Origin of the sequence: Aquibacillus koreensis, from assembly GCF_025154055.1 — a bacterium.
GTDB classification, from domain to species: domain Bacteria; phylum Bacillota; class Bacilli; order Bacillales; family Amphibacillaceae; genus Aquibacillus_C; species Aquibacillus_C koreensis.
In genome coordinates this window covers 34,775-59,356 of record NZ_JAOALK010000053.1, presented here as the reverse complement: position 1 = coordinate 59,356, position 24,582 = coordinate 34,775, and the positions used below count along the sequence as shown (strand labels likewise).

Here is a 24,582-nt window from a genome sequence, read left to right as displayed (position 1 = left end):
AAGCACAAAAATGTAAACGTTTTCTAAAGAATGCAACGTTACTCTGAAAACAGGTACTAGCTATAATTAAATTAGTCTATCATGAGCGAACAGAAAAATAGAGTTAAGAGAGGAGCATTAATCTATTATTTTTGCAAATGAAGTTTATTAAGGGAGGTATATTATGTATAAGTCGAGAAAATGGTCAGCAATCTTTATGATCATTGTTTTGTTGTGGTCTCTGGTACCTGTTCATATTGTAGATGCAGAAACTGCGCCAGAAGACCCTGTTTATTTAGATGCAAATCAACCTATTGATGCTAGAGTAGCAGACTTACTGAGCAGAATGTCTAATGATGATAAGCTTGGTCAAATGATTCAAGCGGAAAGAGCAGCGATCACACCAGCGCAGGTGAAAGAATTTAAGGTTGGCTCTGTGCTCAGTGGGGGTGGGTCATTCCCAAATGGTAACGAGGAGGATAGTGTTCCTAGTGAGTGGTCGAAGCTAGTCGATGGCTATCAAGATGCAGCTTTAGAGACGGAGCTAGGGATTCCTATTATTTACGGTGTAGATGCTGTACATGGTCATAATAATGTAAAGGGGGCTACGATTTTTCCTCATAGCATTGGTTTGGGTGCAGCAAATAACGAAGCACTTACCCAACAAATTGGCGACGCTGTAGCAGATGAAGCCAAATCAACAGGTGTACATTGGACATTCGCTCCTACGATCGCAACAGCTCAAAACATTAAATGGGGTAGAACGTATGAAGCATTTTCTGATGATGCCGCGATTTCATCCAAATTAGGTGCGGCATACATTAGAGGCTTACAAGGTGAAAATCCAGGTCAGAATTTAGCACAAACAGATAAAATTGTCGCAACTGCCAAGCACTATATTGGTGAAGGGTACACAGATGGTGGTGCGAACCAAGGAAATATTACAGGATTAACCGAACAGGAAATATTGGATAAGGAAATAAAAATGTATGAAGAAGCTGTGGACGCAGGTGTTCGTACGGTTATGGCATCGTACCATAGTATTCAGGGCTTGAAAATGCATGCGAATAAGCACTTATTAACAGATGTATTAAAAGGAGATTTAGGTTTTGACGGCTTTGTTATTTCGGATTATAATGCCGTTGATCAGATTTCGGTTGATCAAGATGGTAATAGTGTAAACGGTTTAAAAGATCAACTGAAAACGGCAGTGAATGCAGGTGTGGACATGTTTATGCAGCCAACAAATTGGCAGACGGCACTAGGACATTTAAAAACACTTGCAGCAGATGGTGACATATCTGAAGAACGCATTAATGATGCAGTCACTAGAATTCTAAAAGTGAAATTCGAAGCAGGTTTATTTGAACATCCAAAAACAGATGAAAGCCTTGCGGATGAATTTGGAAGTGATGCACATAAAGAAGTAGCAAGGCAAGCAGTCCGTGAATCACTGGTTCTATTAAAGAATGATGAGGTAAATGGCTCACCGATTCTTTCACAGCTGGCAGCTATGGACAAAGTTTTTGTAGCGGGTACGAGTGCGGACGATGTTGGTATTCAATCTGGTGGATGGACGATTAGCTGGCAGGGGAGTGCTGGGGAAACGACACCAGGTACAACTATATTAGAAGGTATCAAGGAAAAGGTTGGAGCAGACAAGGTAACTTATAATGAGCATGGTCGGGGTGCCGCTGGTCATGATGTTGCGATTGCTGTCGTAGGTGAAATGCCATATGCAGAAAGTGAAGGCGACACCGACGAACTAAATCTAACATTTGAACAAAGTGAAACACTTCAAAATATTCGTCGTGCAGATTCGGATATTCCAATTGTTGTCGTACTAGTTTCTGGTCGACCAATGATGATCACGGAGGAATTATCTGATTGGGATGCATTAGTTGCAGCATGGCTTCCAGGTACTGAAGGTGGAGGCATAGCTGATGTTTTATTTGATGACACTCATGATTTTGAAGGGGAGTTACCAATTCGTTGGCCGTTCTTTATGGAAGCATATCCATCTTTTTATGGAGACGATAGTGAAAACTTCTTGTTTGAAACAGGCTATGGTTTAACAAAGAGTGAGGCAACTCCTACATTACCTGATTCGCCTGAAAAGCCAGGAACAGAAGGACAACCCGTACCAGGAACGATTCAAGCAGAGGATTGGTTAGATCAATCAGGACTTGATACGGAAAATACCCAAGATGAGGGTGGAGGTCAGAACGTAGGTTGGTCTGACACAGGTGACTGGATTGATTATCAACTCAATGTAACAGAAAGTGGGACATATAATATCGATGTCCGTTATGCAGCAAATGAAAACACGGGAATTGAAATCATCGGTCAAAACGACAAAGTATTAGGCGAGATGTCGGTAGCAAGTTCTGGTGGTTATCAGTCTTGGACTACACATACGATTGAGAATGTTGTGTTAGAAGCAGGACAACAAGAGCTGCGTGTATCTTATACTGGTGGAGCACTAAATCTTAACTGGTTTGATTTTACAAGAACAGGGGATATTCCTCCTGATTATAATCCAAACCCTGAACCTCCTCCGCTGCCAGAAGATGATAATACAGCGATTGTGAAAGAAGATGCAGTTGAAAACTGGGTAACATTAGCTCGCGACTCGCAAAATATGGGTTGGTATTATAATTCTCTTTGGCAAGAGGGAGATCCAAAGCTTGAGCAACAAGATAATTTGGATATTAACAAAGCCGCGGTGGACTCTGAGATTAACTCGATCAACATTGATCCAACACAGCAATACCAATCGATTATGGGTATTGGTGCATCTGTTGACGAATCAACCGTTTTTAATATGCAAAAAATGAGCGAGGCAAAGAGAAATGAATTAATTGAGAAGTTGATGGATCCTGAAAATGGTATCGGTATTAGTATGATGCGTTTGACGATTGGCACATCGGATTTTACCGCACAGGAGTTTTATTCCTATGATGACATGCCAACAGGCGAGACGGATCTTGATTTCAGTGAATTCTCTATTGAAAAAGATAGAGAGTACAAAATTATTGAAACAGCTAAGAAAATGCAAGAAGTAAATCCAGATCTTACTTTCTTTGCATCTCCATGGAGTCCTCCGGGCTGGATGAAAACGAATGACAGCATGATTGGTGGTCAACTAAAAGAGGGCTACGAACCAATTTTAGCAGATTACTATTTAAAATTTTTCGAAGCATATCGCGCGGAAGGTATTGAAATTGATGCGATGACGCTTCAGAACGAACCGTTACTTGAAATTGAGTATCCGAGTATGCACCTTCCTTGGGATCGCGCGGTTACACTAGCGAAGCATTTAAGGGAGAAGTTAGACGCAAATGGATTTGAACACGTGAAATTATGGATGTTCGACCACAATCCATCTGATGCACAAAGCTATGCCGGTAGATTTTTAAATGATCCGGAAGGTTATGCTGCAGTGGATGGTACAGCATTCCATGATTATGGTGGAGCACTATCCGAAATGACAACACTTCATGAACAATACCCTGACAAAAATATTTACTTAACGGAGCGTTCTGTTTGGGGAACGTATGGTGCAGATCGAATTGCACAATACTTTAGAAATTACGCACGTAGTTATAACTCATGGGTAATGATGCTTGATAGTGATGTGAATACACACCACTGGGTAGGCACACCTGATCCGACAACAATCATTCAAGATTCTGCTAATCCTGATAACTATTGGCTAACACCTGAATTTTATATCCATGGTCATTACACAAAATATGTGAAACCCGGATATAAGCGAATCGGAAGCGATTACGGGTCTGCTGATGAAGTAACGAATGTGTCGTTTATTAGTCCTGATGAAAAAGAGATTGTATCTATCGTCATTAACCAGACGGATCAGGATCAAAAGTTCAAATTAGTATCAGAAGGAACGCAAATCACTGCGACTTTACCAGCAAATTCAGTTGCTACCTATCGTTGGGACAGGTTGGATACGCATAAGGCGCCAGGAACGATCAAAGCTGTTGATTTTGATCAAGCACAAGGAAATTATGCTACAGACAATGGCTATATCGGTGGTTTAACAGACTCGGCTACCTTTGATTATCTGATAGATGTGAAAGAGGATGGCGAGTATTATCTTGATCTTGGCCATGCGGAAGAAACGAATGAACCGCAATTCGAGGTATCGATTAATGGTCAAAATATAGGCACTTTAACCAGCCAACCAACTGGATGGTGGGATAACTGGACGAAGATTAGAACAAAAGTAGAGCTAGAGAAAGGTATCCAAAGGTTAAGAATCACAGCTAATGGCGATGCATTTAACCTGAACGATATTTCAATTACAAAAGCACAGGCTACACAAAATGTACCAGGAAAGCTACAAGCGGAGAACTTTGATACGCAAAATGGTGCTCTAGTACAAGATATTACGGATGGACAAGCGGTTGGCTATTTAGAACCAGACGATACAATGACTTATACCGTTAATGTCCATGCAACTGGTACGTATAAAGTAACTTATCGTTATGCATCTGGAAATGACAATCCACAATTAGAATGGATCGTGGACGGTTCCAATGTACACACTGCTAATCTAGCAAGTACCGGAAATTGGGAAACTTGGAGTGAAGCAAAAGAAGAAATAGAACTAGAAGCTGGTGAACATGAACTACAGCTGAAAGTAGTGGAAGGCTTAAACATTGATTGGATTTCAATTGGTTCCACGATAACTGTAAGTAATGCTACCGTTTCAGAAAGTGCGGAAGATGGTCACACGCTAAACGTTACACTGGAAAATGATACGTTTGTTGAAAATATAGATACTGCAGCCTGGACGATTGACGGTCCTGGAGGTGTGACTATTTCTGAAGTGAATCGTATCGATGGTCAACAAGTGGAAGTCGTGTTAGAAGGTAATCGAACCGTTGATTATGATTCTAATATGCAGGTCGATTTATCTATAAGTAATTCACAACTTCAAGGCTGGAGTAATTCGGATGCTAGGTTTGTTGTGACAGATGAAGTGATGTTTGTAGCGACAGATGATGAAGAGAGCATTTCTGTACAGCCCGAAACATTAGAACCTGGTAATGGAGAAATTAATGTAACGATTGACGGTGGAACATTCAACGAGAATGCTATTGATCAAATGACTCTTACAGGATCTGTCGTTGAAAGTGGAAACGTGATAATCGACGAGATTGTATATCATAGCCCAACGGAAGTAACCGTAAGCTTTACGCAAGATGATACACCAATTTATGAGGATGTAACACTTACTGTTGCTATCCCAACAGAAGCTTATGCTGATTCTACGAACGGGGCAACACTAACGGATTCGTTTGTTCTTCTTGGTACAACGAATCAGGAAGAGCCAACTGCAATTCCTGGAGAGATTGGTATCGGAGACTTCTACAAGTTGAGTGGTGTGACTGTATCAGATTCAGCACTTACTGATGTACAAGCGGGTGATTGGATCGAATATATGATTGATGTTCCTGAAGCAGGTGAGTATTTGTTCACGCTTGGTATCAATACCAATGCAGCTGCAAGTGTTCACGTGAAGAGTGAAGGAGCGGATACATTAGCAGAAATAAATGTGCCTAATATTTGGGGTGCATGGTCAGAAGTGAAACAACGGATCACACTTGAAGCAGGCGAACAAAAAATAAGAGTGTATGCAGATAATGGAGCTATGCAGCTGAATAAACTAGCTTTTGATTTAATCGTGCCTGTCGAGTCCACGGATACTGTCGTTAAAGTGGAAGCAGAAGATTACGTCGATACAAGTCTAGCAATCGTTCAGCCGGGTGATCCACGAACCAATATCGGATACACCGTTGCTGGAGGTTGGATTGACTATTTGATAAATGTTCCAGCAGGTAAGTATAAAGTTACCTATCATTATTCAACTACCGAAGGCGGTGTAAGTACCCGTGCTAATGTAGGAGAAAGTCAGGTTACTACTGCACTAGCGGCAACAGGTGATTGGGGTGCGTATCAAGAAGCGGTTTCTAGTGAAACCATTGCTATTCCAGATGGGGATCAAACACTTCGTTTAGATGTACTTGGTAATGGCTTCAACTTGGATTGGTTTGAATTACAGTTTGTTGAGCCGTTACCGGATGAAGATCCGTCTGGAGAAGATGTCGTAATAACGGAACCAATTGAAGCCGGTGCTACATTTACGGTAGATACAGCTAGTATCGAGCGTGTAAATAATGCTGGTGAATTGATCGTAAATATGGAAGAACTGTTGGAGGCAAAAGTGGAATTTTCAGAAGCACAAATTCTACTATTAAAAGAAAAAGGCGTTAAAGTGACCTTGCAAAACAAGGAAACAATCGCAAGTTTTCCGTCAAACGCATTACCTGATGGAGATGTTACGATTGATATTGCTGAGGTTACAGATCAAACTTACACAGATAAAGCTATAAGCAAGGTTTTCGATTTTACAGTGAATAACGGTGAATTTAAACAGTTTGTAGAGTCTGTAACACTAGGATTCAAAGTAGATGATACGAATGGTAAGAACCTAGAAGTCCGTCATTACAATGAAGAAACAAATGAATGGAAATCTATTGGTGGCGAATATGTCGATGGTTATATGTTTGCTGATACTAATAGCTTTAGTAAATTTGGAGTATTTGAAGTTCCTGCCGATGGCGGTGGCGAACAACCGGGAGATGGTGAACAACCAGGAGAAGGTGAACAGCCGGGAGATGGTGAGCAGCCGGGAGAAGGTGAGCAGCCGGGAGAAGGTGAGGAACCGGGAGAAGGTGAGCAGCCGGGAGATGGTGAAGAGCCAGGAGACGGTGAGCAGCCGGGAGATGTTGAAGAGCCAGGCGAAGGTGAGGAACCGGGCGATGGTGAGCAACCAGGCGATGTTGAAGAGCCAGGTGAAGGTGAGCAACCAGGACAAGATGATCAATCTGAAGAGGATCTTCCAAACACAGCAACATCGATCTTTAACTATATGTTAGCTGGTATGATCGTTTTATTAATTGGAGGAATTCTCTACACTAGATATAGAAGAAATACTGTAGAATAACTTAAAACAACCCCAACTGACCTAGTTTTTAGTCAATTGGGGTTGTTTTTTTGTACTTATTTGACTGGGGGGATGGCTAGTTACTGAATTAGTAACTTTTTGCGTTTAAATATATATTTTTTCACTGAATAATCACAAAAACTTACTGAATTACTAGATAAACATACTGAATAAACCCGAAATGTAACTGAATCTTGATAGTAAGAAGACTCAAAGTGTTGCGGTAAAACTAGATTTGTATTCATTGCACTCTATATAAAAGAAGTTCTTAGTAATAAAGTAACGCTTCCCAAAATTGTCTTCACTCTCAGAAAGAAAAAGCCTGACACTGCTTTTTACGAAGTGTCAGGCTTTTTTAAATTACTTAATTAGTAGATTTTCTTCTATACAAAATATAGAATAATCCTCCACCTAACAATAATACTAGGCCAACAAGGATAAAGTTAAACATCGATGTTGCTGTATCAGGAAGTTCTTCATCTTTATCTTGATCATCCTCTTTATCTTTGTCATCACCTGATTTCTCATCATCTTTGTCTTTATCGTCGTCCTTGTCTTGGTCCTCACCTTGGTCAGGGTCTTTTGTTCCTGGGTCTTCTGTGCTCGGGTCTTCCGTTCCAGGATCTTTTGGTGTCGAAACTAGCCCATCAATCGCAGCTTGTAAAGCATCAACAGCAACCTTCACATCTTCATCTGATTCCACTGTACCAAGAGCAGTTTTTGCTGCAGTGATCGCATCTTGTAATGCTTGGAATGATGCATCCGTGTAAGCTTCATCGTCATTGGAGTAACCTTCAGCTGTTTCGATTAGTTTTTCTAGCTCCGTCACATCGACTGGTTCAGGTTCTGTGACTTCTTCTAACCCGTCAATCGCAGCTTGTAAAGCGTCAACAGCGGCAGTAACATCATCGTCCGATTCCACTGTGCCAAGAGCAGCTTGTGCTGCCGCGATCGCATCTTGCAACGTTTGGAATGAACCTTCTGTGTAAGTGTCATCATCATTAGAATAACCTTGAGCAGTTTCAATCAAGTCTTCAAGTGCAGTAACATCCACAGGTTCAGTTGCTACAACTAACCCATCAATCGCAGCTTGTAAAGCGTCAACAGCGGCAGTAACATCATCGTCCGATTCCACTGTGCCAAGAGCAGCTTGTGCTGCAGTGATCGCATCTTGGAAAGCTTGGAATGAACCTTCTGTGTAAATGTCATCATCATTAGAATAACCTTGAGCAGTTGCAATCAAGTCTTCAAGTGCAGTAACATCCACAGGTTCAGGAGCTAAAACTAACCCATCAATTGCAGCTTGTAAAGCGTCAACAGCAGCAGTAACATCATCGTCCGATTCCACTGTACCAAGAGATGCTTGTGCTGTCGCGATCGCATCTTGGAAAGCTTGGAATGAACCTTCTGTGTAAGTGTCATCATCATTAGAATAACCTTGAGCAGTTGCAATCAAGTCTTCAAGTGCAGTAACATCCACAGGTTCAGGTGCTAAAACTAACCCATCAATTGCAGTTTGTAACGCGGCAACAGCGGCAGTAACATCATCGTGCGATTCCACTGTATCAAGAGCTGCTTGTGCTGTCGCGATTGCATCTTGCAAAGTTTGGAATGAACCTTCTGTGTAAGTGTCATCATCATTAGAATAACCTTTAGCAGTTTCAATCAAGTCTTCTAATGGCGTAACGTCAAGAACTGGTTCTGGAACTAACGGATCGTTTCCGTCATGTGTAATGTCCAGTTCATTTATGGACCACCAGCTAGTGTTAGTGCTATTTTGTACGATTTTTACATAGCGAGCAGTTTGCTCAGTGAAATCAATCGTTACGTGTCCTTCTTCCACATCGGTTCCACTTGCTACTGGGTTGCCCCAATTTGTACCATCGGTCGATACATATATTTCATAGGCACGAGCGTGGTCACCTTGTTGTTGTTGTAAGACTAATTGATTAAAAATTCTTTGTGATTTCAGATCAATTATTAGATATTGACCTGGCTCCATTGGCTTTCCAGATGACCATCTGCCATCTAATGAACCATCCAATAGAATAGCAGTATCACCTTGTGCTTCTGGTATGTTGGATGTGATCTCCCATTCGGATCGATCTACCGGGCCATCTGTTACAGGAGCTTCTACTAATCCATCAATCGCAGTTTGTAGGACGATCACTGCTGTCGTTACGTCTTCTGCAGTTTCCACTGTATCTAGAGCAGCCTCTGCAGTAGTGATTGCATCTTGTAAAGCTTGGAACGATGCGTCCGTGTATGTTCCATCATTATTCGAATACGTTTTTGCAGTTGTGATTAGGTCTTCTAATGCAGTTACATCTACAGGATCATCACCTGGTTCTTCGCCTGCACCTGCATAATCAATAACTAGTAATTCGTTAACGGACCACCAGCTTGGATCTACAGTTCCGGTTTGTTCTACTTTAATATACCGGGCCTTTTGTTCTGCAAAATCAATAAAGATTTTTGACGTTGTACCTGCGCCTTCTGCAACTGGGTCGCCCCAACTTGTACCATCGTTAGAGACGTACACTTTATATCCACGCGCATAGTCTCCACTTCCATTAGCATCGAGTACAATGCGTTCAAATGTTTTTTCTTCTTTCATATCTACTGTAACAAACATGCCAGGCCTCATTGCAGTGCCTGATTGCCATTGAGAGCCGATGTTTCCGTCAAGTATGGCATTAGCATCTGTTGTAGTTCCATTAACGTTTCCTGTTGCCGTCCAATCAGCACGATCAAGTACGATCTCTTCCGCACTTGTTGATGCAGAAGCTTCATTGCTAGCATCAGATACATTACCTGCTGCATCTTTCGCTTTAACAGAATAGCTGAAAGATGTTTCTGCGGTTAAGCCTGTATCATTATAGGAGTTCTTAATGGAAGTTGCTACATAAGTGCCGTCGCGATAAATCTCGTATTCAGCAACGCCTACATTATCCGTCGACGCATCCCAAGCTAAGGCAATTTCATTACTTGATAATGCAGTTGCCGTTAAGTTATTTGGTGTAGTTGGTGCTTCGTTATCTCCACCTTGGAAGGAAGTGACGTTGGCTACCATATCACTACTACTTGTCACGTTATCGCCGATCCCATTGATAACATTTTCAATTTCACTACCTGCCATACCATTTAACCAAACAGTTGTCATATGGTTCATACTAATTCCATCGTTGTAAGGGACTTCAAATGAGTTATATAAATTTACATCCGCATCTCGGAAATAAGAATAACTACCAGCACCCCACAACGTGTGGTTATTTACATGGTCTGCTACTTTATAGGCAGCATAGCCATTTTGTGTACCATCATGACTCATCCAAGTTTCTTGGTTTGGAACATCATATGGAATCTCATTTTGATAGAAGAATACTCTACCATCTTCACCATTCCATAAGGTTTGATACTTTTGATAGTGTTCCACAAATAAACCATAAATGGTTACGTCATCACCATTTGTTATTAGTCCATAATCTCCTTTGTTCACATCCCAACCTACGCCTTCACCGTGGTCGGCACGCCAGACCCAGAAATGGTCAACAATCACATCACTAGCGTTAATCTCAACACTTGTCTCTGCTTTACCCGCACGCGATCCACCTACTCTAAAGAAAAGATCATGTAGAGAAATTGGATTGTCTGCATGATCTGCATTACTGTTACCTTCTGGACCTACTTCTAATAATTGTTCAGATTCTTGTTCGCCTGCGTCAAAAAGAAGTCCGGCGATTTGAATCCCATCTTCATCAGCAACCTTCATGGCTGTCACACCATTTTCTGGAACAATAGTTGGTAAACCAAAACCATAAACAATGGTATTTGGATCATTCACTTCAATTGGTGCATCCACATAATAGACACCAGGAGTGAAAAGTAAATGTTTCCCACTTTCTAACGCAGCGTTAAGCTCTTCATCACTATCTGATGGATCAGCAATATAGAAATCATCAAGAGACATTGCAGTACCAGGTGTTTCTTCACCATTATCCCAAGTTACACCTTTACGGTTTTCTTGAAGTGATGGAACAAAAAGCTGGTAATCACTGCCATCATGATAAAGATATGGCTTTTCGCGAATAGCTGGTACTTCTTCAATAATTGTATAAGTACTCTCAGGGTATGGAGCTAAACCAGTAGGTGTTTGATTGCTTTCATCACCTAATAATACGGTGTTCCACAAGCTACCATCCCATTTTTCATAGCTATTATTTCTAGAGAAAAATTGTTGCTGTGATGCCGGAAGTACAGTAGAATCCATTACTGAATCAGCAATAAATCCGCCACTCACCCAACCAGCGTTCCACGAAGGTGTTAAGTCCCATAACCATAATGTTTTATCAAAATGCATCCGTCTCATTGGTGCAGCCTGTGAAACCGCCCATTTGGATTGAGCTTCTGTCTCTTTTACAGAGAAGTTTTCAACAGAACGCCAAAAATTTCGCGTTCCATTCCCTTCTGTCCATTGTGCATCCACATCAAATGATCCATTAATCACTACATCATTTGGATTTTGACCTAAACCAGCTATGTGCATATAGAATCCGACGTCAATATCGACATCGTATTCCCCTGGCATAAAGTAAAATGTAGCACGGTGGTCAGTAAACTCTGCTCCTGTATCCCCATTTTCTAATAGAGCAAATTCACTGTCTAATATTTCTTGAATATCGCCATCGTCCATATCATCTGTAAAAACATAGACATTTTCACCAAAGATCGAATTGTTTGCATCATCGGTGCTTGCCGCATGAGAAACAACTGGACTAAGTACAATCAAAATTAGTAACAAGGCAATTATTGAACCTGCCCCATAAAGTGTTTTCTGCATCCTTTTACCTCCTGTATTTAATTTGTTTCTTATCCAAAGATAGTTCCGTATGTTTCTCCACCTCCTTAGAACCTAAAAAAAGACATTATATTAAACTGGTAAAGCTATCGCTTTCACAAGAAAGCGTATACATTTTACTGAGAAAATAAGTGTCTTCTTAGGTGAAGCGCAATGTTTTTTCACTTAGCGATGCGCTTACTTAAGTCTATTTCATCTATTACGTTATTTTAAGTACGTATTTTTTCGTTTTACTGTACCATTTTTAAGAACATTTTATTCATTTTTAAGAACGTGATCATAAAGACTATCATTATCTATGCTTGCCACCTATATTTGTTTTAGATTATCCGTCTTAACTTTGGTAGGAGCTCTCTCACTCGTTGCACAACATACCGGTCAACGATTCACCTACCTACGTAATTACCAATTCACACCAAGTAAATATAATCGCTATCAATACCTAATGAAGGAGGTGCTAGTTTTACTGTTATTTTTTAAGAGACGAAAATTATATAAAAAGGAGGTCATTGAAATGAAAAAGAAATGGACTACTATTGTTATGGCTATGATACTGGTATTTTTATACTTTGGATTGGTTGTACATGCTGAATCGATCACAGATGGTCATCGTTCAAAACCAATTCTATTAGCAAGCACTTCTACTATTGAACATGAACATTATGAGGATTGGGAGTTAGTATGGAACGATGAGTTTGAAGGCACAGGTGACAACCTAAATGCCAATGGGATTGACTTAGATAAGTGGAGTTTCCAAAATGGAACTGGCGCTGCTTATGGGTTGGATGGATGGGGCAACGATGAGCAACAATCCTACCAGGAACAAAACGCGAAAGTAGAAGATGGTAAGTTGATTATTTCTGCCAAAAAGGAACGAACACACGGAAAACCGTACAGCTCTGCAAAGCTTTACACAAAACCTACCTATAGTAAGACATATGGTAAGTTTGAAGCTAGAATGAAGCTACCTGAGGGCGACGGACTTTGGCCTGCATTTTGGATGATGCCAACGGACGATGTGTATGGTGGTTGGGCTAATTCAGGAGAGCTAGATATCATGGAAGCTAAAGGTCGTCTCATTGATGAGGTTGGGGGAACCATCCACTATGGGGGTAACTGGCCAAATAATGTCTATTCTCATGGAAGTTATCATTTTGAAGAGGGCGACGATATTACTAATTATCATATCTATTCTGTGGAATGGGAGCCGGGTGAAATTCGTTGGTATGTGGATGGAGAATTATATCATACAGAAAACAACTGGTATAGCTTAGGTGAAAATAACTCGGACTTTCCGGCACCGTTTAACCAAGATTTCCATATGATTTTAAACTTGGCTGTTGGTGGAACTTTTGATGGCTATCGTCTTCCAGATGATACGGAGCTTCCTGCGCAAATGGAAGTAGATTATGTTCGTGTCTATGAATTAACTGGAAGAGATTATTTGCATCCTAGTATGAAAGCAACTGTTACTACAAATGTGGACACAACCCAAGGGAATCCGAACAACATCTTAGATGGCGATTTACAAACCCGCTGGAGTTCAGGTACACCGATGGAACCGGGACAATCTTTAACCATTGATCTGAAAAATGAAACCTATTTTAATCAACTGGTGCTGGATGCTGCAGCAAGTGCGAATGACTATGCTCGTGGTTATGAGGTTTACGCCTCAAATGATCGGGATAATTGGGGTGATCCAATTGCTAGTGGGACAGGTAATCGTTCGAAAATAACTGTAGACTTTCCTGTACAAACTGCACGTTATATTAAAATAGTCCAAACTAGTCATCATCAAAATTGGTGGTCGATCGCGGAGGTAGGTATTAACCATGCTGTGGACGTTGATGAACCAGGTACGGATGATCCTGGTAAGGATGGGCCAGGACCAGAAGATCCAGGAACGGAAGACCCGGGACCAGATGATCCAGGCACAGAAGACCCAGGCACCGAAGATCCAGAAACTGAAGACCCAACAGAGGATCCGGAAGAAGACCCAGGCACAGAAGACCCAGGAACAGAAAATCCAGAAACCGAAGAACCAGGGACAGAAGATCCTGAAACGCAGAACCCAGAAACAGAAAAACCAGAAACGCAGAACCCAGAAACGAAAGATCCAGTTCAAAAGGATGATCAAAATAAGGAAGAGGAATCAAAAGGCGATAAACAATCAGGAAATGATCAGAAACAAGAAGAAGGGCTTCCTAATACTGCAACATCTACTTACAACCTGATTTTTATTGGTTTAGTAGTTATCCTTTTTGGTGGGATCGTCTATATGAATCACAAGAGAAAAATTAAAACCAATTAATAGAATAAGAAAAACCCAGTTGGAACATCTAGTTGTTCCAACCTGGGTTTACTACTTCGTTTATACTCTAGCTTGCTTTTGAAACTGTGAAGGAGTAGTTCCTGTCCACTTTTTAAACGTTGTACTAAAATGTCGCTCATCTTTATAACCAGTCTTATTTGCTACTTCATAAACTTTATAACTATCGAATAATAACGCTTTTGCTTTTGAAATACGATATTGATGTAAGTAATCTAAGAAATTAATACCTAACTCTTGTTTGAAAAGCGAACTTAAATATGCGCTTGAAACAAACACTTCACTTGCGATGGATTCAAGCGTTAGATTTTCAAAGTATCGTTCTTGTATAATAGATTGGGCCCGCTGGACAGTGCGGTGAACAGATCGTTCTGATGTTAAGATTTCAAATACATTTTGAAATATTTTTTTCAGTATGGAAGACATCTCATCAAATGTTCGCATTGTTGGCATCTGTTCAATCCAGTTAACAAGATCGTTTTCCCATTCAATTCGAGTTAGAGTTTTCCCTTGTACGAATTTTTGTAACTCAATAATGATTGTAATTGCTTTTAGATTAATTTGATCTTTATGGTAATACGTGTTCTCCCTCAGATAATCCAACCAACTCTCTAATTTATCTAAAGCGGCATCATATTGTTTATTATCAATATCTGCAATCAAACCCTCTTCTAAGTTGGTAAGTTGTTGATCATATAATATTTGTTTATCTGTCACTTCGTTTAATTCTTGATAGAAAAATGTATTTTTTTCCTTATGATAAAATTGCTCATCCAATGCTTCTTTTGCTTCTTTATATGCTTGATGAATGGAATCAATCGATGTTTTTGGGTCTCCAATACCGATGAAAATAGAAACCTTTATATACTTTTCGAAGTTTCCTACTAGCTGTGAAAGGTAATTGGATAGATTTGTAGGTTCGAAGTTTTCCTTAATGTTTCCTATCCAAACGAGTAGCTCTTGATCAAATAATACTTCTAAATGACCGTTATAAAAAGAAGTTAATGTTTCCAATGTAATATTCATACATGCAAACTTCAACAGGTCATAATCATCGATATAATTTGATTTGTTTTGAAAAGGTAAACGTATGATCCCTACATGTATGGGCTCGTTATAGTCGATATTCATCTGTAGTTGGTGTAGTATCTCTTGTCTATTATCTTCCGCTGATTGTTTAGGAAAATGAAACCAGTTTTGTAGTTTATCTACTTTATCAAAGTAGTTACTTCTATCTGTATATTGTTCTAATAAATGTAGCTGCTCATCCATTAGTTGTGCTTGTTCCATTTTTTGTTTTGCTCTGAGAACTGCTTCCAATATTTTTGATGGTTGTGCAGGTTTTAATAAGTAATCAAATACACTGAGTTGAATCGATTTTTTGGCATAGTTAAAATCTGCATATCCAGTCAAAACAATAGATTCAAATGTGAAGCCTTTTTCTTGTGCTTGCTGAATAATATCTAACCCATTGTACTTTGGCATTTGGATATCCGTTATGAAAATATCTGGCTTGAATTTTTCTATAAGGATAAGTGCTTCTTCGCCATTACTAGCCTCTGCACAAACTTCAATGCCGTGCAGTTTCCAATCATTCGATGAAACAATGCCTTCTCGAATCGTTTTTTCATCCTCAGCAACTAACAGTTTGTACATGATTTACCTTCACTCCAGTTCATTAGAATCTTGTTTTGGTGTTGAAAGAGGAATACGGATTTTTACTTTTGTACCTACACCGGGATCACTATCGATGACCATGTCTGCACGATTGCCATACTTTATTTTTAAGCGCTCGATTATATTCATAATCGCATAACCTGGCCGGTTCTCAGGATTAAAGTTCGTGTTTTCGTCCAAATTCTCCGTTTGCAAATATTCATTTAGGTGATGAAGTTTCTCTTTTGGTATGCCGTTACCGTTATCCATGACATGGATCAAGAGGTTATTGCTTTCCCGAATCACATGAATGTATATAAAACCATCCTCATCGAGTGATTCAATCCCATGAATCACCGCATTTTCCACAAGAGGTTGGATGAGTAACTTAGGGATATAAATATCCTGAACAGCTTCACTGGCTTGTATTTCAAATTCGAATTTATGAAAAAAGCGACTTTTCTGCAGTGTTAAGTAATTTTCAATTAAGCTAAGCTCGTTTCCAATAGTTACGAACTCTTTCCCGTCACTTAAACTTAATCGAAAAATTTGAGATAGTGAATAAATCATATCAGCAATATCTTTATCGTCTTTCTTTTGTGCCATCCAAAACATCGTATCTAACGTGTTATACAAAAAATGGGGATTGATTTGTGCTTGTAATGATTTCAGTTCCGCTTCCTTTTGGCTTAACCGAGATCGATATACATCATCAATTAATCTACTAATTCGCTGTACCATCATATCGTACCCTTTTCCGAGTTCGCCAACTTCATCCTTCCCACGAAACTCTACTCTTTGGTTGAAGTCTCCTTCTTGTACTTTATACATCGACTTAGTTAATTTATGCAAAGGTTTGGTGATAATTGATGCCACATACCAGGAGAACCAGACACCAATTACGGAACAAATCGCAGATAATAAAAAAGTCCAGATCTTAATCGTATTTAACTCTTCAAGCAATTCTTTTCTCGGTTGCCCAAGAATCACCTTCCACCCATTTTGCGCTTCAGACTGAGCGATCATCCAATTGTTGTTCGTTAGGGAAATGGCATTGGTTGCGGTTCTATGAATATATGGAACCTGATCAATATCCTTATCGATCCATATGGGGTCTGTGGATGTAATCACTTTATTATCTTTATTTACAATGAACATTTGTCCATTATTACTTAAACCTTCTGTATATTTTCTTCGTAATGTTTTTTCGTTGATTCCAATGATAATGACTCCTAAATCATCCAAGGTATATGAATTTTTAATCACGCGTGTAAGGATAATTTTGGTTCCATGATCACCTTCGAATAAATCTTCATTACCGGTTAGTAATGTCCAAGAGGGTTTTCCTTTTTGTTCTATCGCTAATTGATAATGCTGTGTTTCCTTAAATTTAGAGAAAGGCATGGTGCTTGTTAGCCCCGTTTGGTTGATGGCAAGTGGAGGTACTTCCTCGTTATACCCATATAACACGAGTGACTGAATATCGCGCTGGTTCACCAATAGGCTTGAAACAATCTCATTGATTTGTTGTCTTCTATAAAGAGAATCTTCTTGTGTAATCGGGTTTAGAAATTGCTGGACACTTGATAGTAAAAAAAGATAGTTGGTAAAGTCTAAAGCATCATTTGAAATAAAATCTAATTGGTTACTAATTTGGTTCGTATATTCTTGTTGAGCAAGGTTGATCTTATCTAGTACTTGGTTTTTAGCTGTATAGTAGGAATACCAGCCTGTTATGGCAATCGTTGCTAGTAACAAAGGGATAAACCACAGTAGAATCTTGAAACGAATTGGCAAATCTAGGTATTTATTTAAAAGTTTCGTTTGTTTCATAGACAGGCCTCTATTTCCTCAATACATATTTGACAACGCTTACTTTCTATTAAGATTAGTATAATATATAAGTAGAAATAAAGTAATTATTGGATAGAAACCTCTAAAAAATGTAAACGGTTTCGAAAGAATGCTACATTGTTTAGGTCGTGTTTTACCCATAAAATTGTAATTGTAAAGAAAAACCAAATTGATAAAAAGGGCGGGGAAATTGATGAAAAAATGGCTAGTGATGTTATTATCTATAGTTTTTCTCTCACTTACTTTAATTGCTTGTAGTGATGATTCAAGCAGTACAGAGGGAAACACAACTGCTGAAGAGAACACAGAAGAACCGGCAAATACATCGAATGAAAATGAAGGAGCAGAGGAAGAAGAAGCAGAAGCCGAACCAGTAACACTTAGCTTTTTCACAGCGCTTCCTGACAGAGAATCAGGTATGGGTGGTGTAGAACAAGCAATCATTGATGCTTATGTGGCGGAAAACCCACATGTAAAGATTGAAGTAGAAGCACTTCAGGATGAACCATTTAAAGACAAAATAAAAATCTATTCTTCTACCAATGACTTACCAGATATCATCCAAGCTTGGGGTCAGTCTTCCTTTATCGCACCCCTAATCGATAACGGATTGTTACATGAACTTGATCCAGCAGACTTTGAAGATAAAGGATTTATTGAAGGTTCCTTCGGTGGTTTCTCTAAGGATGGTAAAGTATACGGTGTTCCAAAGAATACAGACTTTTTGCCACTTTTTATTAACAAACGAATGTTTGAGGAAAATGGCTTAGAGCCTCCTACAACAGAAGAAGAATTAATTGCTGTATCTAAAGAGTTCAATGATCTTGGAATCAACCCTGTTGTAACAAATGGGATGGACGGATGGATTCTACCAATGTGGTTTGATTATGCATTACAACGTGAAACGGGTAGCTTTGACCTAATGGATGAAGCACTTGCCGGTGAAGCGTCTTACACGGATCAAGCTGTTATTGATGCAGCAACAAAAATGAAGAAGATGGTCGATGAGGGCGTATTTGCAGAAGGTTTCTTAACGGCAGATTACGGTACAGCAAGAAACTTATTTGGTCAAGAACAAGCTGCTATGTATCTGATGGGCGCATGGGAAATGGGACTAGCTACAGATGAGAACTTCCCAGAAAGCTTTAGAGAAGACGTAGGTGTGATTCCTTACCCAGTATCTGATAATGCGGAAGCAGGAGATCTAGTAATCTACCAAGGTGGCGGTTATTCTATCGCTGAAAACTCAGAGAATAAAGAGGAAGCTGTTAAGTTCTTACAATACTTCTTCCAACCTGAAAATTGGGCTAAACAAGCATGGCAAAGTGGAGCTGGAATGCCAGCACAAAACTTTGACCAGTTCTTAACTGGAGATGAATCAGATCTTCAAAAAGAAATGGTTGATATCTTTAATAGTGTAACTTCTGCTAGTGGAACACCAGTACTTGATGACTCCACTCCAGAATTTAAAGAAACAATTATGAGTCTACACCAACAGTTATATACTGATGAAATTACACCAGAAGAGTTTGCTGAACAATTAGAAGCAGCGGCTGCAAAAGCGCGAGAAGCTTCAGAATAAAGATCAAATGCGCAAGCGCCCTAGTAGCGACGAATGGACTGGAACTCAGCATACAAAAAACCGTATTCTTGCGATGATTACGCTTAGGAGCTTTCCTTCGTTGAAGTGAGTCGATGTTGACTCATCGTACGAAGGTGAGGGACGTTTCACTAGTCGTTGGGCACTGGAGCTGGACGTAGCTGATGTTGCATGTAAACTACAGCCAGCAAATCTTTTAAATACCATGATTAGTAGAGGTGATGGTGCAGTTGTACCATCATCTTCCACATTATAGAGGGTCCATTGCATAATTTATAGAGGAAAAGAGTGATAGAGTTGAATCAGGTCATGTCTGATAAAAAAGCGATCTTTTTTCTCGTTGCGCCAGGGTTTCTAATACTAATTTCCATGATCATTTTTCCAATTGGGATGAGTATTTATTATGGATTTACAGACTGGGGCGGGATTGGAGAGTATAACTTTATAGGATTTGAGAATTTTAAGGAAATTATCTTTAACGATAAAATTTTCAGGATATCATTAATTAATGCGTTACTTTTAACACTTGCAACCATATTCATTCAGCACCCAATCGCTATCTTCTTAGCCATACTGATCACCCATTGTGGTCGATTTGAGAAAATACTACGCACCATTTTATTTATACCAGCAATTATTTCTATTGTTGTTACTGCAAAGCTATGGGCGAGTATATACAATCCACAATATGGGCTTTTAAACAACGTCCTGGAAACCATTGGATTGGGGTCCTTGACGCAAGATTGGTTAGGTAATCCTGATTTGGCAATCTGGGCGGTCATTCTAGTAACGATATGGCAGGGCTTTGGTTATGCATTCTTGCTTTATTATGCAGGTTTAAAAGGAGTGCCAGATGAACTGTATGAGGCTGCCAAGATTGACGGTGCAAACTACTTTCAATTATATTCCAAAGTCGTAATCCCATTACTTGCACCTATGGCTCGTGTTGCCATTATTCTTGCCGTTATTACGTGTTTAAAGCAAATGGAAGTTGTGTACTTAATGACAAATGGTGGCCCAGGTGATAGTACGCAATTACTTGGTAACTATTTATATCAAACAGCGTTTTCATCTGCACAATATGGGTATGGTAATGCTATTTCTGTGTTATTTGTAATTGTTGTCTTAATTGTCACCGTGATTTTAAACAAATTTCTTGATAGAGATGTTGGTGAATTCTAATGGAAAATCAAGTGAAAATCGATCCAAATATAACTATATCGCAAAACAAAAAAAAGAAACCTCTCAGTGTCGGGAGAGTTGTGCTCTACATCTTTATGGCTTTTGTAGGATTATTGCAATTGTTCCCATTGCTATGGTTGTTTGACTATTCTTTATTAAATAGTGGCCAATTTTTTGGGGATAAAATCTTTCAGGTTCCATCTCCTCCGCAATGGGAAAACTATGTTAGTGCATTTACACAGGGAAATGTCTTGCCGTACTTCTTTAATAGTGTGCTTGTTACGTTTGTTTCTGTTGCACTAACTGCGATCACATCCATTTTACTTGCCTATGCCTTTACTCGGATGAAATGGAAATTGAGTGCTTTATTTATGAACATTATTTTATTAGGTATGATGATTCCGATTCACGCTACGTTGTTACCAAACTTCATCATATTTAATGAAGTGGGCTTTTTAAATAGCTATTGGGCATTAATCTTGCCTTACACTGCTTTTAATATCCCGGTAAGTATGTTTATCGTAACGGGCTTTATGCAAACAATCCCTAGATCGATTGAAGAGGCGGCTGTAATTGATGGAGCTAGTATTTGGCGTATTCTATTCAGTATTATCTTTCCGATTACGAAGCCAGCAATTGCAACGATTAGTGTTGTGAATTTTATCAACTGCTGGAACGAATTTATTATGGCCTACACCTTTATTACGATGGATAAGTTTAAAACATTACCATTTTCGATTATCCAATTTGTTGGTCAGTACTCATCGAATTATGGTGCCCAGTTTGCTGTAATGGCCTTGATTGCCATTCCATCGATTATTATGTATTTGATCTTCACGGATGAAATAAACAAAGGTTTAATGGCTGGGTCCGTTAAGGGTTAATCCGATTTAAGGAGGGGAATAACGTTGCCAACGAGTAATCTGTTTTCGTATCTATATAGCATGTGTGAGGGCTTTACACGTCTCGTCTATGTTAATTTACTATGGATCTTATTTTCTGTTATTGGTCTCCTCCTTTTTGGAATTGGACCTGCTACTTCTGCTATGTTTACGGTTATTCGCAAATGGGTGGTAGGGCAGGAGGATATAAACGTTTTTCAGACATTTTGGCAAGCGTATAAACAAGACTTTTGGAAAGCAAATGCGATCATGTGGATACTTGTTTTAGGGGCGTATCTATTATATATAGACTTTCTATTTATCGGTAATTTCGGTGGCTTGGTCACAACTCTTTTATCTGGATTGCTATTGTTCTTTACTTTGTTGTATCTATTAATCTTGGTTTATATTTATCCGATATTTGTTAGCTTTAAGTTAAAGCCTTTGCAATATGTAAAATATGCAATTCATTTTGGTTTATCGTCACCAATGTCGATGCTAACGATCATTGGTACCGCTTTGTTTATGTATTACCTTATTATTTTTATTCCTGCTGTCTTTCCTTTTTTCTCTGGGAGTGTCATTAGTTTTGTGATCATGAAGCAGGCGAAACAAATTATTAAAAAAATCGAAAATAAGCATGCTACTGCATGATGTAAGTTTGTGAAAATTATAGATAAAAGGCTGTTAGTTACATGCTACTAACGGCTTTTTTTGAGAGAGGAGCGCGCGTGAAATGACTCGTTTACCGAACGATTTTTTGTGGGGAGGGGCAGTTGCAGCTCACCAATTAGAAGGCGGATGGAACAAGGGATATAAAGGAGTAAGTATTGTTGATGTAATGACTGCAGGTACCAAAGGTGTTCCGCGAAAAATTACAGATGGTGTTTTAGAAGGTGAATATTATCCAAATCATGAAGCGATCGATTTTTATAGTAGATATAAAGAGGATATTGCTTTATTTGCGGAGATGGGATTTACATGTTTTCGAACCAGTATTGCATGGACAAGAATTTTTCCTAATGGGGATGAGCTCGAGCCGAACGAGGAAGGTCTGCAGTTTTATGATGACTTATTCGATGAGCTCTTACACCATGGTATTGAACCTGTGGTTACGCTTAGCCACTTTGAGATGCCCTATCATTTAGCGAAGGAATATGGTGGCTTTGCTAATCGTAAAGTTGTTGATTTTTTTGTTCGCTATGCGATTGCGGTTATGAATCGTTATAAAGATAAGGTCAAATATTGGATGACATTTAATGAAATTAATAACCAGACGAATACATCTGCTGATATTTTTGGATGGACCTGCTCGGGTGTACGGTATTCAGAGCATGAAAATCCAATGGAAACGATGTACCAGGTGGCTCACCATGAATTGGTGGCTAGTGCGCTTGTTGTAAAGGAAGGGAAAATCATTAATCCTACTTTCGAAATTGGATGTATGATCGCGTTTGTCCCATTTTATCCTTATTCATGTAACCCTGATGATGTCATGATTGCTACCGAGTCAATGCATGAGCGATTCTTTTTTCCAGATGTACACGTGCGGGGTTATTATCCTAGCTACATAAGAAAAGAGTGGGAGCGAAAAGGTTATAAGATAAACATGGAGCCAGAAGATGAGGCGATACTTAAAGAAGGAACGGTAGATTTCATTGGTCTAAGCTATTATATGTCCAATGCAGTTAAAGCAGATGCAGAAACAGATACAAGTGCATCAACGGACGGTGCTTCTAAGCATTCTGTTCCTAATCCGTATGTAAAGGCGAGTGATTGGGGTTGGCAGATTGATCCAGTTGGCTTGCGTTATACATTAGTAACGCTTTATGAACGATATCAATTACCGCTATTTATTGTAGAGAATGGTTTTGGAGCAATAGATGAGATGAGAGAAGATGGCACGATAGAGGATGACTATCGAATTGCTTATCTAGGTTCACATATTGAAGAATTGAAAAAAGCTGTGGTACTTGATGGTGTTGATTTAATGGGATATACAGCTTGGGGCTGTATTGATGTTATCTCCTTTACTACTGGTGAAATGAAAAAACGCTATGGATTTATTTATGTGGATAAACACAATGATGGTACTGGATCGTTAATGAGATCTAAAAAGAAATCATTCCATTGGTATAAAAATGTAATAGCTACAAACGGAGAAAAAGTATTCCTAGATTAGAGGGATGATCATGAATAAATATATTGCTTTTGATGTCGGTGGTACAAAGGTGAAGCATTCTATCATTTATGAGGATGGCACCATACTTGAAAAAAGTCATTATAGCACGGCTGTAACTGACTTAAATCGTTTTTTGTTTGATATGGTTGCTACGATCGAGACGTATAAAAGTGCGCACCATGTATGTGGAGTTGCTGTTAGTATGGCAGGCCCAATCAATCCTAAAACTGGATATCTCGAATCAGATTCTGCGGGTAATGTAGCCTGTTTGAGACGAAAGAGCTTAAAGTTGTTACTTGAAGACAGGATTAATCTACCTATTGAGGTAGAAAACGATGGTAACTGTGCTGCTTTAGCTGAGAAGTTAAATGGAAATGCAACGGAATGTAACCATTTTATATGTGTCACAATTGGAACTGGTATAGGTGGGGGCATTTATGTGGATGGTAAGATTCTTCATGGTAATGCATTTAGGGGTGGAGAATTTGGATTTATGGTTACACAAAAGGCGGCTATCGAAAAAGAGATCTGGCATCATAATGGAGCAACGAGTATTTTAGTTAATGATTATAAAAAGTTAAAAGGCTTAGGTAAAGATGGAATAGTTGAAGGTCAAACAATTTTTGATGAAGCGAAGGATAATGAAGAAGTCAATCAATTACTTGAAAATTGGATCGGCTATGTAAGTGTTGGGATTTATAATTTAGCGGTTACCTTGGATCCAGAAAAGATTTTAATTGGTGGTGGAGTAAGTAATCAAGGTGAACTAGTAGGGAGCATCAAGAGAAAGTTAGAAGGTCTTGCGTATTGGCAGGATTTTAGTGTGCCAATCGATATTTGCAAGCATAAAAATGATTCTGGGATGATAGGTGCGCTTTATCATTTTTTGACTAGGCATGGGAGTGGCATTTGTAGTTGTGGCTGCTTTTAGAGGAATAAAGAAAGAACATCTTTGTTAATGCAAATCATAAGGGAATGGGGATATGAATCTCACTATTTCACTTTCCTTTTATCCCATTTACGTA

11 protein-coding genes are annotated in these 24,582 nt (G+C 39.2%); 8 read left to right on the top strand and 3 right to left on the bottom strand.

Annotated features, from left to right (window positions below; translation table 11 throughout):
- Positions 1-163 precede the first annotated feature (163 nt).
- Complete coding sequence (locus tag NYQ66_RS15150; protein ID WP_259870603.1) at positions 164-7,015, top strand: carbohydrate-binding protein; 6,852 nt, start codon at positions 164-166, stop codon at positions 7,013-7,015.
- 364 nt (positions 7,016-7,379) lie between these two features.
- On the opposite strand, the gene NYQ66_RS15145 is transcribed toward NYQ66_RS15150, so the two are convergent.
- Positions 7,380-11,855: a discoidin domain-containing protein gene (locus NYQ66_RS15145; RefSeq protein ID WP_259870602.1), complete on the bottom strand. Its 4,476-nt coding sequence runs from the start codon at positions 11,853-11,855 to the stop codon at positions 7,380-7,382.
- 532 nt (positions 11,856-12,387) lie between these two features.
- On the opposite strand from NYQ66_RS15145, the gene NYQ66_RS15140 reads away from it, so the two are divergent.
- Complete coding sequence (locus NYQ66_RS15140) at positions 12,388-14,184, top strand: family 16 glycosylhydrolase (RefSeq protein ID WP_259870600.1); 1,797 nt, start codon at positions 12,388-12,390, stop codon at positions 14,182-14,184.
- Between the two features lie 60 nt (positions 14,185-14,244).
- Here the strand turns inward: NYQ66_RS15140 and NYQ66_RS15135 are convergent, their stop codons facing one another.
- Positions 14,245-15,858 carry a helix-turn-helix domain-containing protein gene (locus tag NYQ66_RS15135; RefSeq protein ID WP_259870599.1) on the bottom strand — a complete coding sequence of 538 codons (1,614 nt, stop codon included), beginning with the start codon at positions 15,856-15,858 and terminating at the stop codon, positions 14,245-14,247.
- A 9-nt stretch (positions 15,859-15,867) separates the two neighbouring features.
- The gene (locus tag NYQ66_RS15130) at positions 15,868-17,691 is read right to left on the bottom strand and encodes a cache domain-containing sensor histidine kinase (protein WP_259870596.1); all 1,824 of its coding nucleotides are present in this window, start codon (positions 17,689-17,691) and stop codon (positions 15,868-15,870) included.
- Between the two features lie 214 nt (positions 17,692-17,905).
- On the opposite strand from NYQ66_RS15130, the gene NYQ66_RS15125 reads away from it, so the two are divergent.
- The 6 genes from NYQ66_RS15125 (at position 17,906) to NYQ66_RS15100 (ending at position 24,488) form a co-directional block, all read left to right on the top strand.
- Positions 17,906-19,294, top strand: coding sequence for an ABC transporter substrate-binding protein (locus tag NYQ66_RS15125; RefSeq protein ID WP_259870595.1), 1,389 nt, complete (start codon positions 17,906-17,908; stop codon positions 19,292-19,294).
- A 306-nt stretch (positions 19,295-19,600) separates the two neighbouring features.
- Positions 19,601-20,494, top strand: a complete 894-nt coding sequence (locus NYQ66_RS15120; protein ID WP_259870594.1) for a carbohydrate ABC transporter permease — start codon at positions 19,601-19,603, stop codon at positions 20,492-20,494.
- A complete protein-coding gene (locus NYQ66_RS15115; protein WP_259870592.1) occupies positions 20,494-21,378 on the top strand; it encodes a carbohydrate ABC transporter permease in 885 nt (294 codons plus the stop codon). The genes NYQ66_RS15120 and NYQ66_RS15115 overlap by 1 nt, the downstream gene beginning before the upstream one ends.
- A 24-nt stretch (positions 21,379-21,402) precedes the next feature.
- The gene (locus tag NYQ66_RS15110; RefSeq protein ID WP_259870590.1) at positions 21,403-22,029 is read left to right on the top strand and encodes a YesL family protein; all 627 of its coding nucleotides are present in this window, start codon (positions 21,403-21,405) and stop codon (positions 22,027-22,029) included.
- 82 nt (positions 22,030-22,111) lie between these two features.
- Positions 22,112-23,557 (top strand): 6-phospho-beta-glucosidase, encoded by a 1,446-nt coding sequence (locus tag NYQ66_RS15105; protein ID WP_259870588.1) that lies wholly within the window; start codon positions 22,112-22,114, stop codon positions 23,555-23,557.
- Between the two features lie 10 nt (positions 23,558-23,567).
- Positions 23,568-24,488 carry an ROK family protein gene (locus NYQ66_RS15100; protein WP_259870586.1) on the top strand — a complete coding sequence of 307 codons (921 nt, stop codon included), beginning with the start codon at positions 23,568-23,570 and terminating at the stop codon, positions 24,486-24,488.
- Positions 24,489-24,582 lie beyond the last annotated feature (94 nt).

Bases quoted from the DNA above. Each gene is read 5' to 3' on its own strand.
- NYQ66_RS15135 (WP_259870599.1), bottom strand. From the start codon at position 15,858: ATGTACAAACTGTTAGTTGCTGAGGATGAAAAAACGATTCGAGAAGGC.
- NYQ66_RS15100 (WP_259870586.1), top strand. From the start codon at position 23,568: ATGAATAAATATATTGCTTTTGATGTCGGTGGTACAAAGGTGAAGCAT.
- NYQ66_RS15145 (WP_259870602.1), bottom strand. From the start codon at position 11,855: ATGCAGAAAACACTTTATGGGGCAGGTTCAATAATTGCCTTGTTACTA.
- NYQ66_RS15125 (WP_259870595.1), top strand. From the start codon at position 17,906: ATGAAAAAATGGCTAGTGATGTTATTATCTATAGTTTTTCTCTCACTT.
- NYQ66_RS15130 (WP_259870596.1), bottom strand. From the start codon at position 17,691: ATGAAACAAACGAAACTTTTAAATAAATACCTAGATTTGCCAATTCGT.
- NYQ66_RS15105 (WP_259870588.1), top strand. From the start codon at position 22,112: ATGACTCGTTTACCGAACGATTTTTTGTGGGGAGGGGCAGTTGCAGCT.
- NYQ66_RS15150 (WP_259870603.1), top strand. From the start codon at position 164: ATGTATAAGTCGAGAAAATGGTCAGCAATCTTTATGATCATTGTTTTG.
- NYQ66_RS15140 (WP_259870600.1), top strand. From the start codon at position 12,388: ATGAAAAAGAAATGGACTACTATTGTTATGGCTATGATACTGGTATTT.
- NYQ66_RS15115 (WP_259870592.1), top strand. From the start codon at position 20,494: ATGGAAAATCAAGTGAAAATCGATCCAAATATAACTATATCGCAAAAC.